The sequence below is a fragment of the Pseudoalteromonas phenolica genome, from assembly GCF_044788725.1.
In the GTDB taxonomy this organism is placed as follows: Bacteria; Pseudomonadota; Gammaproteobacteria; order Enterobacterales; family Alteromonadaceae; genus Pseudoalteromonas; species Pseudoalteromonas phenolica_C.
Genome location: NZ_CP173162.1, coordinates 426,120 through 443,615 on the forward strand (window position 1 = coordinate 426,120; position 17,496 = coordinate 443,615).

At 37.7% G+C, this 17,496-nt stretch carries 13 protein-coding genes; 11 read left to right on the top strand and 2 right to left on the bottom strand.

Going from position 1 to position 17,496, the window contains the following annotated elements:
* Nucleotides 1-45: 45 nt before the first annotated feature.
* The gene (locus ACH784_RS19495; RefSeq protein ID WP_404396872.1) at nucleotides 46-2,169 is read right to left on the bottom strand and encodes an ATP-binding protein; all 2,124 of its coding nucleotides are present in this window, start codon (nucleotides 2,167-2,169) and stop codon (nucleotides 46-48) included.
* Nucleotides 2,170-2,396: 227 nt separating this feature from the next.
* Between ACH784_RS19495 and ACH784_RS19500 the strand changes: the two genes are divergently transcribed.
* From ACH784_RS19500 to asd, 10 genes are all read left to right on the top strand, one after another.
* On the top strand, nucleotides 2,397-4,286 hold the full coding sequence (locus ACH784_RS19500) for a methyl-accepting chemotaxis protein (protein ID WP_404396874.1): 1,890 nt from the start codon (nucleotides 2,397-2,399) through the stop codon (nucleotides 4,284-4,286).
* A gap of 236 nt (nucleotides 4,287-4,522) precedes the next feature.
* On the top strand, nucleotides 4,523-5,275 hold the full coding sequence (locus tag ACH784_RS19505) for a DUF3450 domain-containing protein (RefSeq protein ID WP_404396876.1): 753 nt from the start codon (nucleotides 4,523-4,525) through the stop codon (nucleotides 5,273-5,275).
* A gap of 11 nt (nucleotides 5,276-5,286) precedes the next feature.
* Nucleotides 5,287-6,651 carry a MotA/TolQ/ExbB proton channel family protein gene (locus tag ACH784_RS19510; protein WP_404396879.1) on the top strand — a complete coding sequence of 455 codons (1,365 nt, stop codon included), beginning with the start codon at nucleotides 5,287-5,289 and terminating at the stop codon, nucleotides 6,649-6,651.
* A 2-nt stretch (nucleotides 6,652-6,653) separates the two neighbouring features.
* Complete coding sequence (locus ACH784_RS19515; protein ID WP_404396882.1) at nucleotides 6,654-7,181, top strand: MotA/TolQ/ExbB proton channel family protein; 528 nt, start codon at nucleotides 6,654-6,656, stop codon at nucleotides 7,179-7,181.
* A gap of 18 nt (nucleotides 7,182-7,199) precedes the next feature.
* Nucleotides 7,200-7,610 (top strand): ExbD/TolR family protein, encoded by a 411-nt coding sequence (locus tag ACH784_RS19520; protein ID WP_404396884.1) that lies wholly within the window; start codon nucleotides 7,200-7,202, stop codon nucleotides 7,608-7,610.
* Between the two features lie 8 nt (nucleotides 7,611-7,618).
* Nucleotides 7,619-8,224: an energy transducer TonB gene (locus ACH784_RS19525; protein WP_404396886.1), complete on the top strand. Its 606-nt coding sequence runs from the start codon at nucleotides 7,619-7,621 to the stop codon at nucleotides 8,222-8,224.
* A gap of 28 nt (nucleotides 8,225-8,252) precedes the next feature.
* The gene (locus ACH784_RS19530; RefSeq protein ID WP_404396887.1) at nucleotides 8,253-9,554 is read left to right on the top strand and encodes a hypothetical protein; all 1,302 of its coding nucleotides are present in this window, start codon (nucleotides 8,253-8,255) and stop codon (nucleotides 9,552-9,554) included.
* A gap of 220 nt (nucleotides 9,555-9,774) precedes the next feature.
* Nucleotides 9,775-11,427 carry a hypothetical protein gene (locus tag ACH784_RS19535; RefSeq protein ID WP_404396889.1) on the top strand — a complete coding sequence of 551 codons (1,653 nt, stop codon included), beginning with the start codon at nucleotides 9,775-9,777 and terminating at the stop codon, nucleotides 11,425-11,427.
* 75 nt (nucleotides 11,428-11,502) lie between these two features.
* A complete protein-coding gene (locus tag ACH784_RS19540) occupies nucleotides 11,503-14,217 on the top strand; it encodes a TonB-dependent receptor plug domain-containing protein (RefSeq protein ID WP_404396892.1) in 2,715 nt (904 codons plus the stop codon).
* Nucleotides 14,218-14,432: 215 nt separating this feature from the next.
* On the top strand, nucleotides 14,433-15,542 hold the full coding sequence (asd, locus tag ACH784_RS19545) for an aspartate-semialdehyde dehydrogenase (RefSeq protein WP_404396894.1): 1,110 nt from the start codon (nucleotides 14,433-14,435) through the stop codon (nucleotides 15,540-15,542).
* Here asd and ACH784_RS19550 read toward each other — a convergent pair.
* On the bottom strand, nucleotides 15,539-16,075 hold the full coding sequence (locus ACH784_RS19550) for a DUF4240 domain-containing protein (RefSeq protein WP_404396896.1): 537 nt from the start codon (nucleotides 16,073-16,075) through the stop codon (nucleotides 15,539-15,541). The two genes, asd and ACH784_RS19550, sit on opposite strands and share 4 nt — an antisense overlap.
* Before the next feature lie 164 nt (nucleotides 16,076-16,239).
* Here ACH784_RS19550 and ACH784_RS19555 point away from each other — a divergent pair, with 164 nt between their 5' ends.
* Entirely contained in the window at nucleotides 16,240-17,451 is a 1,212-nt protein-coding gene (locus ACH784_RS19555) for a tyrosine-type recombinase/integrase (RefSeq protein ID WP_404396897.1), read from the top strand.
* Nucleotides 17,452-17,496 lie beyond the last annotated feature (45 nt).

Genomic DNA, 17,496 nt, shown 5'->3' on the forward strand with positions numbered 1-17,496 from the left:
TTTATTGTCAAAAGCTAGGGTTAGCCTAGCTCTTGTTAAGATACATTATTTTATAGGTAATTCTACTTCTATCTTCAGCCCACCTAACTCACTCTGTGTCGCCTTAATGACTCCTCTATGTAATGTCACTATTTGCCTTACAATCGATAGACCAATACCGTGACCAGGTATCTCAGTGTTACTCATATTTGGAACACGATATAAGTGGTTAAAAATATTGTTTAGATATTCATTTGGTACTGTTGGTGGACTATCTTGTATTGTTATTTTGAAAGCACTTTCATCAGCAGCAAATTGTAAATCAATCTCTCCATTTGCATGAGTATACTTCTGCGAATTACAATACAAATTAGCGATAACCTGCTTAATTCTTATAGGGTCAAGATAGGCTGTATTCACCTTTAAGTCTTGCAGTGCCATAGTAATTTTCTGTTTAGAAGGCTGAGTTACAATTTCATCCTGTATGCCATCAATGAATTTCTTTAAATCAATTTGCTGAGTATTCAATGTAAAATTTGCTGTCTCTAACTTAGCTAACCCTGCCAAATCAGTTACAAGTTGCTTTAAGTCGGTAAGCTTTTCATTCACTTTGTTTAGGTTTTCGGGTTTACATTCAACGATTTGGTGTTGCATTGCCTCAATATGTAAACTTGCTACTGTAACTGGATTACTTAAATCATGTGCTATCTGTGAGAACAATTTATTTCGTTGTTCAAGTAGGGTATTTAGATGTTTTGTTTCTTGTTCAGATAGCCGCTTTTTTTGTCTAATATTTAAATAAATCAAAAAAATAAAAGTGACAAATACGATAAAGAGTAAGATAAAAACCATCTGTTGGGTTTGATGTTGTGCTAATGCGCTACTTATTTTGAGGTTTTCTTGCTCTTTTTTTGTGAGCATCTGCTCTTTCTCTTTTACTTCGATGGTGTTTTGAAGAAACGCGAGCCTTTGTGCGAAATTGTTATCATGAAAGTCCGTTTGTAATGCGACCATTTGCTTTTGATATTCATAGGCATTTTTATAGTCACTGAGTTGTTCGTACCCTTGATGGATTAATTTTAGACTGATTAACCGCCTATCTTTCAATGTATTGCTATCTCCGAAGTTTAAAGCTTCTTTCGCAAACTCAATTGCTTGCTTCGGTTTACCTAATTTAAATTGTAACTCGGCTAAGTGATTCCATACTGAAGTTTTAATATGGTAGTCACCACTGGTCTTCGCCAAGAAGGTTTTATTTTCTTTTTCAAGTTGCAATGCATGTTTGAGATTGCCTTTTGCTGCAAAGCTTAAAGACATATTATGCTTTGCCCATGCTTGATTACGCTTATGGTTAATAAGCTTGAAGGTATCTATTGCTTCCTTTGCATGTGCAATAGATAAATCGTACTGCTCTAATTTAAAGGCAACATAGGCAAGTTTAGTGAGACTGTGGCCTATGTCCTGTTTGTTGCCATATTTTTTATCAATCTCTAATGTTTGCTTAAATCGTTGATAAGATTCTTGGTTGCGACCTATTTTCTGTAGTGAATCTGCAATTCCATACAGTGTATTTGCTTGCTTTTTATCACTTACTCCAATTTTTTGCTCTATTTCCAGTGCTTTGATTTTATATTCCAGCGCAGTTTGAACATCATTTATATGGTCATACGCTCTGCCGTAAAAATAATAAATTGAAGACAAGTTTGTTTCAGTAAGTTTGCTCGCGTATTCACGCTCGAAAGCTTTAACTAAATTTAACCCTTTTACATAATTACTAGTTCGTAACTCTATGCTTCCTTGTCGAGTAATTGCGTGAGTAAGATATTCTATATTTTTTGCTTTTTTGTAATGCTCAATGGCAAAGCTAATGTTTCTTCGTGCTGAGTCATATTCATTATTATGGTACTGAATATCAGACAACGTTTTATAGAATCGAGCGATGTAACGGGCTGAGTATTTGTGCCGTGGTGCATTTAGTTGTTCTTCCAGTAGTTGCGTTGCGGCTCTGATATTCCCTTGATTGCTTAAAAGCTTACTGTACTCGACATAGTATTGATTTGCAGCAATTGGATCTGAAATAGACTCTGGTTTAATTTCCGAAAGTGCGATTATTTTCTGCTTTTCGTCTTCAATTTTTAAAATTTCATTTATGTCAAATAAAGACGTCGCGTAAGCAGATTTTATGCTCAAAATGCTAAATATTAGTATGATACAAGGTTTAAAGACCATTAAGAGCCTCGCAAAAATGCATAATCTTACCTACAGTAGTTAAATATGCAATTGCAAAAATTACATGTTCTTGCATGATTTTTCTCAAGAAAATGACGAATTTGTCGAATATATAAAGCGTAACACTAAAAAATTTGTTAAAAAAGAGTTGCAAAGGTTGCGTTCATATAAATATAAGTAGGATCCCCATGCTCCAATCATTACGTTTTTCTACCAAAGTTACTGCTGCGGCTTCTTTGGTTTTAGTGATCATACTCGGGCTATTTACCATCAATAACTTCATTGTTATGCGTGCCCAAACCCAAGAACAGTTAACAGCTGTTCTACACGAAATATCTAATTCAGTTTCCCAAAATATAGCTAACTGGTTAAATGACAGGTTGAAAATAGTCGAGTCTGTTGCCAAGGGGCATCAACAGACAGATCCTGAAGCTGTCATTCTAAGAAGGTTAAAAACTGCTGATATCGCAGGAGAATTCAAAAACACTTACATAGGTATGCCTGATGGTAAGTTTGTATTAGATGATCCGAGTATACAGCTTCCTCCAGATTACGATGCGACCTCTCGCCCTTGGTATAAATTAGCTGAGCAGAAAAGGTCGACGGCTTTCACAACGCCTTATATTGATGTGACAACCAATGAACTGACAATTTCAGCGGTAGTACCACTGTTTGAGAATGGTAGATTGAGTGCTGTTGCCGGAGGTGATATAGATATGGCCACGATCACCGACATCATTAACGAAATCGATTTCTTAGGCTTCGGTTATGGTTTCTTACTCGATAGTGAAGGACGTATTTTATCTCACCCAAATACGAATCTGAATGATAAGCCCATGTCCGAACTGTTTGGTAAAAGGCTCTCTTTGCAAAGTGATTTTATTGAACTGGAACTGGACGGTGTAGAAAAGCTTGTTTCATTCGTGCCAATGAAAGGTATTAACAATGTAAATTGGTACTTAGGGGTCGTTATTAATAAAGAGATAGCTTATTCCTCTGTCTCCTCATTTAGAAATATGGCTTTAATCTACCTTGTTATTGGCGTAATTGCGATTGTGGTGATGTTACAGTTGCTGCTTAAATACTTAATGAAGCCAGTCCGAGAATTAAATGATGCAATTAAAGATATCGCTCAAGGAGAGGGGGATTTAACGCAACGTTTAAGCTGTGAAAATGAAGACGAGTTTGGCGAGTTATCAACACAATTCAATATATTTATCGATAAAATTCATGATTCGATCAAACAGGTTAGGGAATCAACCTTAACGCTTCAGCAATCAATTACGAGTATGAATGAACAAGCTAATGATGCTTTGTCTTTATACAATGATCAGACTAAACGTACAGACAGTGTAGCAACTGCAATAAATGAACTGTCATCTAGTGCACAAGAGATTAGCAGTAACGCTCATAACGCTTCTGAGCTTGCATCAGAAGCGAATAAACTAAGTGCAGATAGCCAAGATGTGCTTAATTCTAACATTTCTGGTATTTCATCTTTGAGTGACAAAATGGCTCAAGCTCAGGACACAGTTACAAGTCTTGATCAGCATTCTGCTAGCATTGGCCAAGTGCTAGAAGTTATTAAGGGCGTTAGTGAGCAAACTAACTTACTCGCACTTAACGCCGCGATTGAAGCTGCGCGAGCAGGTGAAGCCGGTCGAGGCTTTGCTGTTGTTGCTGATGAAGTAAGACAACTTGCACAACGAACGCAAGAATCTACTCAAGAAATTGAAAACACCATTTCTGAACTTCAGCTTGGCTCTAGCACTGCAGTCGCAGTTATGGTTGAAGCATTGAAAGACTCATCTGAAAGTGCTGATAAAGCATCTGCAGCTGGGGATAAAATGCAGTCTGTAACTTCTGCGATTGACGCAATTGATGGTGTTAACCACGCTGTTGCAAGTGCGACGCAGCAACAAAATGATGTGATCCATAATCTTGACTCAGATATTCACCATATCAGTGATATCAGTAAGCAAGGAGTAGATAACCTACATCGTACTTTGGAAGAGTGTCGAACCTTACAGGCGCAATTTCGAAGCCTTGAAGATATGCTTCTAAAGTTTAAAGTCTAAATATTTAGAAAGACATATTGATAATAAAGCCCCTTATGGGGCTTTATTAATATGGGTTTTAAATTCCAATTAAAGTTAAAATAAATAAACAAATTTTATTTTAATCATAATTCTTCTCTTATTTTAAACTGAAATGTTACGCCTGTAATAAAATTGTATTTTTTGCGCAACACCACTGTCATTTTACCTCTTTAAACTGCACGCAATTTCATAACAATCAATCTAAGGTGTATGCGATGAAGTGCATTAACCCTCTGCTTCTTGCAGGTGTTTTAGCAACGGCAACTGGCGTTCAGGCCAATTCTTTAAATCCTGTTGTTGAAAAAAGTGCAGCGATTAATGACTCTGCTTTAAAAACTCAGGGAAAAATTGACTCAATTTCAGATTCAATGCAATCAAAATTACAACAATTCAAAACGTTAAATAAAGAAATTGACGGTTTGATGGTTTACAACGGTCAATTAGACAAACAAATCAAAAACCAATTAGCAGAAATGGCTGACATTAATGCATCAATGGACCAAGTATCAGTAATCGAGCGTCAAATAACACCTCTTATGTTACGTATGGTGACGGGTCTTGAGCAATTTGTAGCGTTAGATGTGCCATTTTTACTTGAAGAGCGTAAAGACCGTGTTGCTAAGCTTCGCGCTATGATGGAGCGCGCAGACGTAACTTCAAGCGAAAAGTTTCGTCGTGTTTTAGAGGCTTATCAGGTAGAGGTTGAATATGGCCGTACTATTGAAGCTTACCCTGCATTGTTGACTGTCGCGGGTCAGGAGCGAGAAGTTGACTTCTTACGTATCGGCCGTCTTGAGCTTATGTATGTGACTAAAGACGGAAAAATGGCTGGAATTTGGGAAAAAGAAACAAAGCAATTCACAGATTTACCAGACACAAATATCAGTCAAATTAATAAAGCTTTACGCATTGCACGTAAGCAACTTGCCCCAGATATGCTAACGCTACCAATCAACGCTGCGAAATAAGAGGTACAACAATGAAACTGTTAAAGAAATTTAGTCAAGCTGCGATTCTAGCAACGACATTTGGTTTATCTGGCACGGTGTTAGCTGATGAGCTTAATTTAGATGCGTTACTTAAAACTTTAGAACAAGGTCAGGTTGCACAAACTGCTGAAAATAAAGCGAGAGAGGCAGAGTTTGTTGCAAAACGCAATGAGCAAGATGCGGCACTTCGCAAGCTTACTTCTGACAGAAATGCGCAATTAGCTCGCTCAGAGCGTTTAGAAACTTCATTTGAAGAAAATGAAATCAAGCTTCAAAATTTGTCTGATACGTTAAGTAAACGTATGGGTACGCTTAAAGAGTTATTTGGTGTACTTCAGCAAGTTTCTGGCGATGCAAGCAACAAATTCCAGACATCTGTAGTGTCAGCTGAAATTACTGGGCGCAGTGCATTCATGGATGAAATGGCTGCAAAAATGGGTTCAAGTTCAAAACTTGCATCAATAGAAGATATTGAAAAAGTGTGGTTTGAACTACAGCGAGAAATGACCGAACAAGGTAAAGTTTCTCGTTATAACGCAGAAGTTATTGTTGCTGGTGGCGAAAAAGTTAATAAAGAAGTTTTACGTGTTGGTGCATTTAACTTAGTTGCTGATGGTAAATATTTATCTTTTAACCCTGTTACAAACACAATTTCTGAATTAACACGCCAGCCAGTAGCACGCTACCAATCATCTGCAGCAGAGCTACAAGCTGCAAATAGTGGCGTAGTAGATTTTGCTTTAGACCCAACTGGCGGTTCAATCTTAGGTTTGTTAGTACAAGCGCCTAATACTGAAGAGCAGGTTCATCAAGGTGGCTCTGTAGGCTATGTGATCTTAGCTACCGGTGTGATTGCTCTGCTTATCGCTTTAGAGCGTTTTATCAGCTTAATGCTAATGAGCGCTAAAATTCGCCGTCAACTTAAAGACACAACGCCACGTGAAGATAACCCTCTTGGTCGCGTTATGAAGGTTAAAGAGCAATATCCTGATGTTGCCTACGACACACTAGAGTTAAAACTGAGTGAAGCAATTTTACGTGAAATGCCGAAAATTACACGTAACCTAACATTGATTAAAATAATCTCAGTTGTTGCCCCATTACTAGGTCTACTTGGTACGGTTACGGGTATGATTAATACTTTCCAGGCAATTACTTTATTCGGTACTGGCGACCCTAAATTGATGGCTGGTGGTATTTCTCAGGCATTGGTGACAACCGTACTTGGTCTGGTAGTCGCTATTCCAACTGTATTCCTTTACACATTACTTAATACACGCTCACGTAACTTGTTGTTAATTCTTCAAGAGCAAAGTGCTGGCATCATCGCAGAGCGTAGCGAGAAAGGAGCGTAAACGTGGTTTTATTGCTAGACGCAATTAACGCATTACGCAGCTTTCTAGACACAGGTGGCCAGGTTCTACTGGTCATCGGTGTCCTAATCTTCGCCATGTGGTTATTGATTTTAGAACGCTTTATTTATGTATTTGGTTTATACAAAAAGCAGCGAAAAGATGTAATAACGAATTGGAAAGCGCGTTCAGAGCGTAATAGCTGGAATGCTGAACAAATTAAACAAGCTGAAATTTCACGTATAGGTATTAAGTTAAACAACAACTTGCCTTATATCGGAGTGATGGTTGCATTGTGTCCGCTACTTGGTCTGCTAGGTACAGTAACAGGCATGATTGAAGTATTTAACGTCATGGCAATTACAGGCACAGGGAGTGCTCGTTCAATGGCTGCAGGCGTTTCAAAAGCGACTATCCCAACTATGGCGGGTATGGTCGGTGCACTGTCAGGTGTTTTCGCAGTGACTTTTTTACAACGTAAAGCCAAACGTGAAGTTGAATTATTAGAAGATAAATTGTTGCTAGATCACTAGCCGCAAGAGGTAAAGATTATGAGAGCTCCATTAGCAAAAGTATTCCAAGAAGAAGAAGCTGAAGAGATTAATATGACACCGATGTTAGACGTTGTATTCATCATGCTTATCTTTTTCATCGTAACAGCATCTTTCGTTAAAGAAGCGGGTATTGACGTGAACCGTCCAGAAGCAGCAACAGCCGTTAAAAAGCAACGTGCAAACATATTAGTTGCGATTTCTGATAAAGGAGAGATTTGGATTAATAAACGTCAAATCGATATACGTGCAGTACAAGCAAATATTGAACGATTAAAAGCTGAAAACCCACAAGGTAGTGTGGTAATTCAGGCTGATAAAAAAGCAACCACAGACATTTTGATCAAAGTAATGGATGCTTCACGTGCCGCTGGTGCGTTTGATGTATCGATTGCTGCACAGGAATCATAGGAGTAGCAATGCGTTATTTAGCCGCTTTACTTATTGCAGCGACGATTACTTTTTTCTTGTTTCTTGGTATGCAGGCACTGATCCAAAGCGGGGAAGGTGCGATGACAGATCCTGCTAAAGGTCAGGTTCTAGATTTTGTCATGCTAAAGAAAGAAGAAACAGTTCAAAAGAAAGAGCGTAAACCTCAAAAGCCACCTACACCAAAAGAGCCGCCTCCACCAATGGAGGCACCACAAATGCAGGCTAACAACTTGGACGCAGCTGGCACTGATTTTGATTTTAGCGCAGATGTGCAAGCTGATGTCGAGTTAGGTGGTGGCTTAGCGCTTGAATCGAGTGATGGTGAGTATTTACCGATTGTTAAAGTAGCGCCAGTTTATCCACGTAGAGCGCTATCACGCGGTATCGAAGGATATGTAATTGTTGAATTTATCGTTACTAAGCAAGGTACCGTTCGTGAGCCTAAAGTGATCACGGCTGAACCTGAGAGTATCTTTGACAGAGCAGCGTTAGATGCAGCACTTAAATTCAAATATAAGCCAAGAGTTGTAAACGGCGAAGCGGTTGAAGTAGCTGGTGTTCAAAACAAAATCTCATTCCAAATAAATGGTTAGATTTTGATAGTGTTGCGAGGAATTTTAAATGAATATTAAAAAGTTAACTTTATCAATTAGCTTTGTAATTAGTGCTTCAGTGTTACCAAGTTTATTATCGGTTACGCCATTAACTGATATGAATACGGCGCACGCAGAAACAAAAACTAAGCGAGTACCTGCACTAAGGAATAAAGTGTATAGTCAATTAGCCAGGGCACAAAAGCTTGCTGACGATGGCCAGGTTAAAGAAGGCCTTGAGGCTTTGGACAATATCAAGGCCCGCTCAAGTAGTATGAATGCGTATGAAGTTGCAATGATGTACAACTTCTATGGGTTTATTTATTACAATGAAAATCAACTAGATAAAGCGATAGAATCTTTCGAAAAAGTAATTTCTGAAGAGCAAATCCCTGAGTCGCTTAAACAATCAACAACTTTCAGTCTTGCGCAATTGGCAATGGCAAATAATGACTATGAAAAAGTCATTATTTATTTAGACAAATGGAAGTCTGGTAATACTAAACCAATCACAAACAGCTACTATGTTTTAAGAGCAAATGCCCATTATCTACAAAAGCAGTACCGTGAAGCCATTGAAAGCATTAACGTTGCAATTAATTTAGCTGAAAGTAAAGGCGAGATCCCTAAGGAAAACTGGCTTGTTCTACAAAGGGCATTATATTACTCACTGAACCAGCCAGAGCAAGTTGTTGTTGTACTTGAAAAAATGGTTAAGTTATATAACAAGCCTGAATATTGGGTTCAATTAGGTGGTATGTACGGTGAAGTTGGCGATGCTAAAAAGCAACTTGCAATTTTAGAAGCTGCTAAGCAGCAAGGTTTCATAAAATCTAAAAATGAAATAATGCAACTGGCACAAGTTTATATGTATAACGGTCTAAACTTCAAAGCTGCGGAAGTACTCAAAGAAGGAATTTCAAATGGAAAAATTGAAAATAGTGCTAAAAATCAGGCTTTTATAGCTGAGGCTTTCGTACAAGCTAAAGAAGATGAAAAGTCGATACCGCACTTCAAGAGCGCCACGGAAAAAGTTGATCATGGCAATTATGCTCAGCGACTTGCGGAAGTTTACTTAAACCTTGAACGTTATGAAGATGCCGCAGACTTTGCGCGAGAAGCGTTAAATAAAGGTAATTTAACCTTCGAATCAAATGCATATGTGGCACTGGGTATGGCGCAATATAACTTAGAAAATTTTGATGCGTCCATATTGGCGTTTGAACAAGCTGAAAAGCACAAGAAATCTCAACGATTAGCGAAACAATGGATTAAATTTGTTGAAAAAGAAAAGCTACATTCAGAAAGTTTGAAAAAAGCACTTTTATAACAACAGTAAGAATCGCAACACCAAAGCCGTATCCAGTTTAAATGGAACGGCTTTTTCTTTTTATAATCTATTAAAGCTAAAACTATTCACCTTCATCAATCTGTATTATTACTGTCATTTAACTTTATATTAATTGTAACCCAACAGTAACAAACCTCCTTTAATTTATGCATCAAGCTTTTTGCGCTTATAACGACTTATTATATTTTTGGAGATTAAAATGAAACTTTCTGGGTTTTTTAAAGCTAGCCTAATTACTTCTGCTCTTGTTCTTGCTGGTTGTGGCGGCGGTGACATCAATGTAACACCAACAACAAATGATAACCGTGTTGATAATTCAACAAGTAATGTAACAAATAATACTGGCGGTACTACTAACCCAACTAACCCGACTAATCCAACTCCAGACACAACGGCACTAGAATGTGCATCTTATACAATGGATGGTGTTGAGTTTAAAGGTAAAGCAGATGACGAAAACAAAAACTGCGTATATAGCCAAATATTTGCTTCATACGCTAAAGACATCACATCTTCTTTCTTAATTCCTGCTTTACCAAATGGTGGTGCACATATTTTTGAAGGTGAATTATTCATCGGTAAAGATGTTGATACTTCAAAAGGTGGTGTAATCGATGTTAATGGTCCTACTTTAACAATCGAAGCAGGTGTAAACATCGCTTTTACAAAACCTGAGAGCTTTATTCGTATTGCCCGTGGTGCAAACATCGAAGCAATCGGCGAAATTGATAAACCAATTGTATTTACAAGTATTAGTGATATTGATGGCGATGACACAACTACGCCAGCAATTGGTGACTGGGGTGGTATCCAAATTAACGGTATGGGTCAATCAATCCGTTGTGCAAAAGCAGATGCAGAAGCAGGTCAGTGTAACCATAAAGCAGAAGGTATTGTTTCTTACTATGGTGGTAACGATGCAGCGGATGACAGCGGTACATTAAAGCATGTTGTTATCAAGTATGCAGGTTACGAAGTAACACCTGATAACGAACTAAATGGTCTGACGCTTAACGCAGTTGGTTCAGGTACAGAGATTGACTATATCCATGTACATAATGGTGCGGATGATGGTATTGAACTATTTGGTGGTTCTGTTGATATCAAGCACATTGTTATCACTGAATCAGTAGATGATGGCATTGACTGGGATGAGGGTTGGAAAGGTAACGGCCAATTCATTCTTGTGCACTCAAAAGAGCATGGTAACCACGGTTTCGAAACTGATGGTGCTAAGAAAGCGCCAAGTGCAGACTCAGATTTAGTGACTTCAGTTTCTTTCCCTACAATTGCTAACGCAACTGTAGTCACAAACGGTAAAGTAGATGCTGACACGCGTAAGAATACGGGCGCAGGCATGGAAATGAAAGAGTGGGGTAAAGCGAAACTAGCAAACATGTTATTCGTTAACTCTTCAACTCAATCTGGTGCTGGTTGTTTCGACCTATTCAATGATAAAGACCAATCACATGAAGCGGGTGTGCATGCAAACGCTAAAGCAGGTGATATTTCATTCACAAATTCTATTTTCGCATGTGGTCTTAACTTTGAAGAAATCAACACGCCATTGACAGGAGATTTAGCAGATTTCAACATTGAACAATGGTTCTTAGCTGGTGAAATGAACAAGTTAATTGGTTTTGCTGATTTCTCAAATGTTCTAGCAGAAGATGGCGTAACAACAAAAGGTTCAATTACTGATAAAGACGGCAATACAGTTGCAATTGAATCAGCTAAGTTAAGCTCTGAAAATTCTTTCTTCGAAGACGTTGCATTCATTGGTGCTATCGGTGAAGGTGCAAGCAACGAGTGGGTTGAGTTTGTAAAAGCGTCAATGGCACGTAAAAACTAATCTAAACCACAAAGCAATCTATTAGGGCGCATTTTTGCGCCCTTGTTGAATAAATTTGGTTTAGAGGAATTAAAAATGAAACCAATAAAGCAATTTAAGGCCAATCTTATTACCTTATCTTTACTTTCTTTATTGGCACCAGCATCACAGGTTTTGGCTGCGGAAGAAACTGCACAAGAAATTGAAGAAGTTGTTGCTGTTGGTAGTCGTCTTAAAGGAAGTGCAAGCGCAGTAATTGAAGAGCGTAAAAACCAAGCATTCGTTGCTGACATCATGGGTTCAGAGCAGATCTCAAGAACCGGTGACAGTGATGCCGCTTCAGCGTTACGCCGTGTAACAGGTTTAAGCCTAGTTAACGACAAATTCATCTATGTGCGTGGTCTTGGTGAACGTTATTCTAGCGTGCGTTTAAACGGTGCGATTGTACCGAGTCCAGATCTAACTCGAAACGTTATTCCACTTGATATATTCCCTTCAAGCATTATCGAGTCACTCGCTGTTCAAAAGGCATATTCTCCTGATATGCCAGCTGCTTTTGGTGGTGGTGATGTAAATATTCGCACCAAGAGTATTCCTTCAGATCGCGTATTCAAAATTGAAGTGGGCGGTGCTTACAAAGATACCAATGATAACGGGCTTGTTTATAATGGCAGTGATGATGACTGGCTAGGAAAAGACGACGGTTTGCGTCAGATGCCAGCACAAATCCAAATGGCATTGAATACGTATATTAATGGTCTTTCTGATTTATCTGTTCGAAATATTCGCCAAGTTGAATCAAAAACACAGGGCTCAGATATTGGCCAAGACGCTGCGATCGCAATCAATAAAGGGTTAATAAAAGCACTACCTCGTGATTTTGGTATGGTTGAGAAGAGCATTGATCCTGACTTTGGCGCAAAGGTTGTGTTTGGTGACCGATTTGATGATCTATTTGGTTTCGGTGGTCAATTAGGATTCTTAACATCCGTTTCTTATGATAATGAATGGTCTAATAGCACCGAATTTAATTCGGTTCTAGCCACAAAAGACACAGAAGAATTGGAATGTAGCAAAGCAACATTTACGTGTTATTCGGCTAAAGAAGAAAAGCAGACAACTAAAAATAACGTTAAGTTAAATGCATCACTTAACTTAGGTTATAAACTAGATGGTCATGATGTAAACGCAGGCTATATGATGCTTCGTGATACTGAAAACGAAGCATCATATACTATGTATCAGGAGCCATCAAAATCGCTTAGTATTGAAAGTGGTCAGGTTACTCGCAAAAACCTAACGTCTTTTGAGCAACGTGAATTAGAAATTCTGCAATTACGTGGAACTCACAACTTTACCTGGTCATTATTGGACGGTGTAGGGGTAGACTGGCACTTTACAGACTCTACAGCGACTACTGACATTCCAAGTGAACTCGAAGTTTCAGTTCGAGACCTTTATGTAGATGGCGTTTATTCAGAAACTGTTTATACCGGTAGCTCTGGCGGTAACCCGTATTTATACCGTTATGTAGCTATGGAAGATGAAGTTGAAAACTTTGGTTGGAATGCAAGTAAAGCATTTTACTTTGAAGGTTCTGAACTAGAAGTAAAAGGTGGCGGCTTCTTCGTTGATAAAACTCGTGACTACAGAACAGACTTCCTAAAGTATCGTTTTGGTCAAAATGAAAGTCTTTCATTAGCAGACACGCCGGCTCAAGCATTGGGCGTAGGTTCGTACTTTCGCGATGATGCAACAGTTGATATGACCGATGTTGAATTACTTTTCCAAGAACCTGCAGCAGATGATTATTTAGCAGCACAGAAAATTGATGCATATTTCGGAAGCTTTGATTATATGCTTGGTGAGAATTGGCGTTTTTCTGGTGGTGTTCGCTATGAAGATTTCCGCCAGGTTGCATTGGCTTATTCACGTTCAATTTTTGACCCAGCATTGCTTGCAGATAAATTGAGTGAAGAAGCAATTCAGCAAGCGAGTGTTATGGAAGATGATTATTTTGGTTCGTTTTCTGTTACATATAGTGACAAAGATTACCAATTAAGATTTGGCTATGGACAAACAATTGTTCGCCCGGATTTACGTGAGCTAACACCGGTACAGTATCAAGATCCACTTACAGACTATCGTACATTAGGTAACCCAACACTTGAATCAAGTTATTTGGATAACTTCGATTTCCGTGCTGAGTTTTACATGGAAAATGGTGATAACTACTCAATTGGTGCCTTTTATAAAGATATTGATAAGCCAATTGAAGCCTTATTAACAGAAGCTGATGGGCGTTTCACGCTTGAATTTGATAATGCTGATACTGCTTTTGTTTATGGTATTGAGGCTGAATGGTTATTAGAGTTGTCAGCTGACGCGCTTGGTGGTGCAATTTTCACTTCAGGTAATGTGACGTTAAGTGATTCTGAAGTTGAAATTCTTGAAGCTGATAAAGGTGATTTAACTAACCTTAAACGTCGAATGACTGGTCATTCTAAGTACGTTGCTAATTTCCAGCTAAACTATGATTCTCATAACGGAAATCATCAAGCTTCTGTAATTTACAATGTATTCGGAGATCGTATTCTAGCAGCCGGTGTAAATGATTTTGATGATGCATATGAACAACCAATTAACTCGCTTGATTTGGTTTATAGTTATTATCCAAATTTCAATACTACGGTGACCTTCAAAGTTAAAAACCTTTTAGGACAAAACTTTGAAGTGCAACAAAATAATGTACTTATCCGTGAAAAAGAAATGGCTCAACAAATTAGCTTAGATGTATCAATGGAATTCTAAAGTTTAATAACAGGTATGGCCCGAAGCCCACTAAATGGTAGTGGGCTTTATTATAACTTAATCACGAACACATCTTACTTTTGCTGCGATACTAGCTACGTTGAAAGATTCTAAATTTAACAAGATAAAACTAGTTAATTTTAGTCAAGTTTGATAGTTTTAGACGTCTAGACTCACGCAATGATTCTAAATAATTTGATACAAGGTAAATAACTATGAAGAAAGTAGGACTCGTTGGTTGGCGTGGTATGGTTGGCTCTGTGTTAATGGAGCGAATGCAGCAAGAGCATGATTTCGATAATATAGAAGCGTATTTTTTTACGACTTCGCAAACAGGTCAGTTAGGCCCCGATTTTGCTGGTACACCAAAACCATTGCTAGATGCAAATGATGTATCTGCTTTGTCTGAAATGGACATTATTATTTCTTGTCAAGGCGGAGACTATACAAAATCAGTTTATCCACATTTACGAGGTGCAGACTGGGGTGGTTATTGGATTGACGCCGCATCAGCACTTCGTATGCAAAGCGACAGCATAATTGTATTAGATCCTGTAAACAATGATGTCATTAAACAAGGTCTAGAGCAGGGGGTTAAGACATTTGTCGGCGGTAATTGTACTGTTTCTCTTATGCTATTGGCTTTGGGTGGCTTATTTGAGAGAGACTTAGTTGAATGGGTTTCGCCTATGACTTACCAAGCGGCTTCTGGAGCTGGCGCTCGTAATATGCGTGAACTCATTACTCAAATGGGTGAAATCAATACTGAGGTTAAATCTCTTCTTAATGATCCTAGTTCAGCAATCTTAGAAATTGATAAGCTTGTTGCAGAGAAGATTAAATCTGACTCTTTACCAAAAGATCAATTTGGTGTGCCCTTAGCTGGTAGTTTAATACCTTGGATTGATGTACCTATGGATTCAGGCCAATCTAAAGAAGAGTGGAAAGCGCAAGTTGAAGCCAACAAGATTTTAGGTTCTTCTCGTTCGCCAATTCCTATTGATGGTTTATGTGTGAGAATCGGTGCAATGCGATGCCATTCACAGGCAATGACAATCAAACTTAGAGAAGATCTGAGTGTTGAAGAAATTGAGAATATTCTTGCAGGTCATAATGAATGGGTTCGAGTTATTCCAAATGACCGAGAAATTACATCTGAAGAACTAACACCAGTTAAAGTCACAGGAACTTTAGATATACCTATTGGGCGGATTAGAAAATTAACTATGGGTCCAAAGTATATTAGTGCATTTACTGTTGGTGATCAGCTGCTTTGGGGCGCAGCTGAACCGTTAAGAAGAATGCTAAGAATTATTATAGATTAATTCTTATTCCAAAATTTATTAAATAAATTTGGATAAGATTCTTTAAGGGATTTAGGTTTATTTTTAAACCTTTTTCCCTTAGGTTGATAGTTAACTACTTGATGATAAGGTAGTTCTTGACCTGTAAGTTCTTCATAAAGTAAACCAGGCACTAAATCTAGTTCATCAACATATGGATATGGCAGATTATCTTTTAAAGGAAAGTTATAATCATAAAGTTCGTCTGGTTTATTATAAAGTCGATCATTATATTCTTCGCCTTGAAGTAAACACCAATTACAAAAATCTAAAAAATCATATTCAGTGTTACATCCACATATAATAAAAGCAACAGCCCAATTTTCCCATTGCCATAATAGCTTTAACTTCTCAGTATAAATTGTATCAAACTCTTTAATTTCATTATGACTTAATTTAGATAACAGAGCTTTAAGTGTTTCATTTGCATCTTGTTCTGAAATTTTAACGTTTCTTAAAATTTCCCAAAAGGTAGATTCGTTCATTGTGATATAAGGTGTTACTTTAGAAGGCATGAATAATAGCATCTTTAAAGGATAAACATAACTTCTTATAATTTGTATTATGTTAAATTAATTGTGATGTAATTAGAAGCATGTACTATTCTTTGAATTTTAGTTTTACAGTTTTTTGATAAAGATTTAAACTATGTCCAATACTAACCAATATCGGACTTTTTATGATTTTCCCATTAGTCGATACTGTTAAGCAATTAAGATATATGATTGCACATGTTGAAGATGCCACTCTTAAAAGTGAATACCCTGAATTAGACTCTCAACTTACAGCATTAAACTCTAAACATGACTTTATAAATTCGGATTATGAATTTCTTTTAAAGTTTTTATATGTTTACGGGAGAAAATCTGAAGCCACATTTAATCGTTTTCGAAATGAAATTGAACGCTTTTATCTTTGGTCTTGGCATTTCACAAAGTCTTCAGTTTTTAATCTGAAGCGCGAAGACATAGAAGCCTATGTTGATTTTATGGTTAAACCTGAAAAACCTTGGTCAACAAATTCTGTACAATGGCGTTTTAAAGATAAAGATGGAATCAAATACATAAATGATAAATGGCGACCTTTTATAGAAAAAGAAAACGGTGTCAGTCAACAAACGCTTGCAGCCATGTTCACTGCGCTTAATGTATTTTATAAATTTGCGCAATTGGAAGAAAAGTCAGCCTTTAACTATGTACCTGTGGTTAAGAAAAATTCTCCATACTTGGTGGTTCAATCTCAAATAAATATGCCTGACACACTAAGTGACCTGCAATGGGAATATGTATTTGGAGTAACAAAAGACAGATGTGAAAAAGAACCAAAATATGAAAGAAATTTATTCACATTAGCTTGCTTAAAAGGCTTATACCTTAGAATCTCAGAATTATCAGATAGACCACAATGGTCACCAGTTATGAGTCACTTTTGGCAAGATTCAGATAATTATTGGTTTTTACGTGTGATGGGTAAAGGTAATAAACTCAGAGATGTAACTTTGAGTGAAGATTTTTTAGAGTATTTGAAAAGATATCGAATTCATAGAGGTTTTGAACCATTACCCCGTGCTGATGATCCATCCCCTATCCTTCATAAACTTCGGGGCCAAGGAGGTATGAACGTTAGGCAGATCAGGAGAATTGTCCAAGAAAGTTTTGATCTTGCAATAGATAAATTGGAACAAGATGGTTTTGAAGATGAATCAGAACAACTTAAAGCAGCCACATCACATTGGCTTCGTCATACAGGTGCAACGCATGATGCAAAACATCGACCATTGAAACATCTATCTGAAGATCTTGGACATTCGAAAATTGCCACAACTGACCAGATTTATATTCAAACTAATGTTTCAGATCGAGCAAAATCTGGCTCTAAACGCACATTGTAATTATGTTAAATTATACGTGGTTGAGAATCTTCAACCACGTAGTTC

Bases quoted from the DNA above. Each gene is read 5' to 3' on its own strand.
- ACH784_RS19530 (WP_404396887.1), top strand. From the start codon at position 8,253: ATGAATATTAAAAAGTTAACTTTATCAATTAGCTTTGTAATTAGTGCT.
- ACH784_RS19510 (WP_404396879.1), top strand. From the start codon at position 5,287: ATGAAACTGTTAAAGAAATTTAGTCAAGCTGCGATTCTAGCAACGACA.
- ACH784_RS19555 (WP_404396897.1), top strand. From the start codon at position 16,240: ATGATTTTCCCATTAGTCGATACTGTTAAGCAATTAAGATATATGATT.
- ACH784_RS19505 (WP_404396876.1), top strand. From the start codon at position 4,523: ATGAAGTGCATTAACCCTCTGCTTCTTGCAGGTGTTTTAGCAACGGCA.
- ACH784_RS19500 (WP_404396874.1), top strand. From the start codon at position 2,397: ATGCTCCAATCATTACGTTTTTCTACCAAAGTTACTGCTGCGGCTTCT.
- ACH784_RS19525 (WP_404396886.1), top strand. From the start codon at position 7,619: ATGCGTTATTTAGCCGCTTTACTTATTGCAGCGACGATTACTTTTTTC.
- ACH784_RS19550 (WP_404396896.1), bottom strand. From the start codon at position 16,075: ATGCCTTCTAAAGTAACACCTTATATCACAATGAACGAATCTACCTTT.
- ACH784_RS19520 (WP_404396884.1), top strand. From the start codon at position 7,200: ATGAGAGCTCCATTAGCAAAAGTATTCCAAGAAGAAGAAGCTGAAGAG.
- ACH784_RS19535 (WP_404396889.1), top strand. From the start codon at position 9,775: ATGAAACTTTCTGGGTTTTTTAAAGCTAGCCTAATTACTTCTGCTCTT.
- asd (WP_404396894.1), top strand. From the start codon at position 14,433: ATGAAGAAAGTAGGACTCGTTGGTTGGCGTGGTATGGTTGGCTCTGTG.
- ACH784_RS19540 (WP_404396892.1), top strand. From the start codon at position 11,503: ATGAAACCAATAAAGCAATTTAAGGCCAATCTTATTACCTTATCTTTA.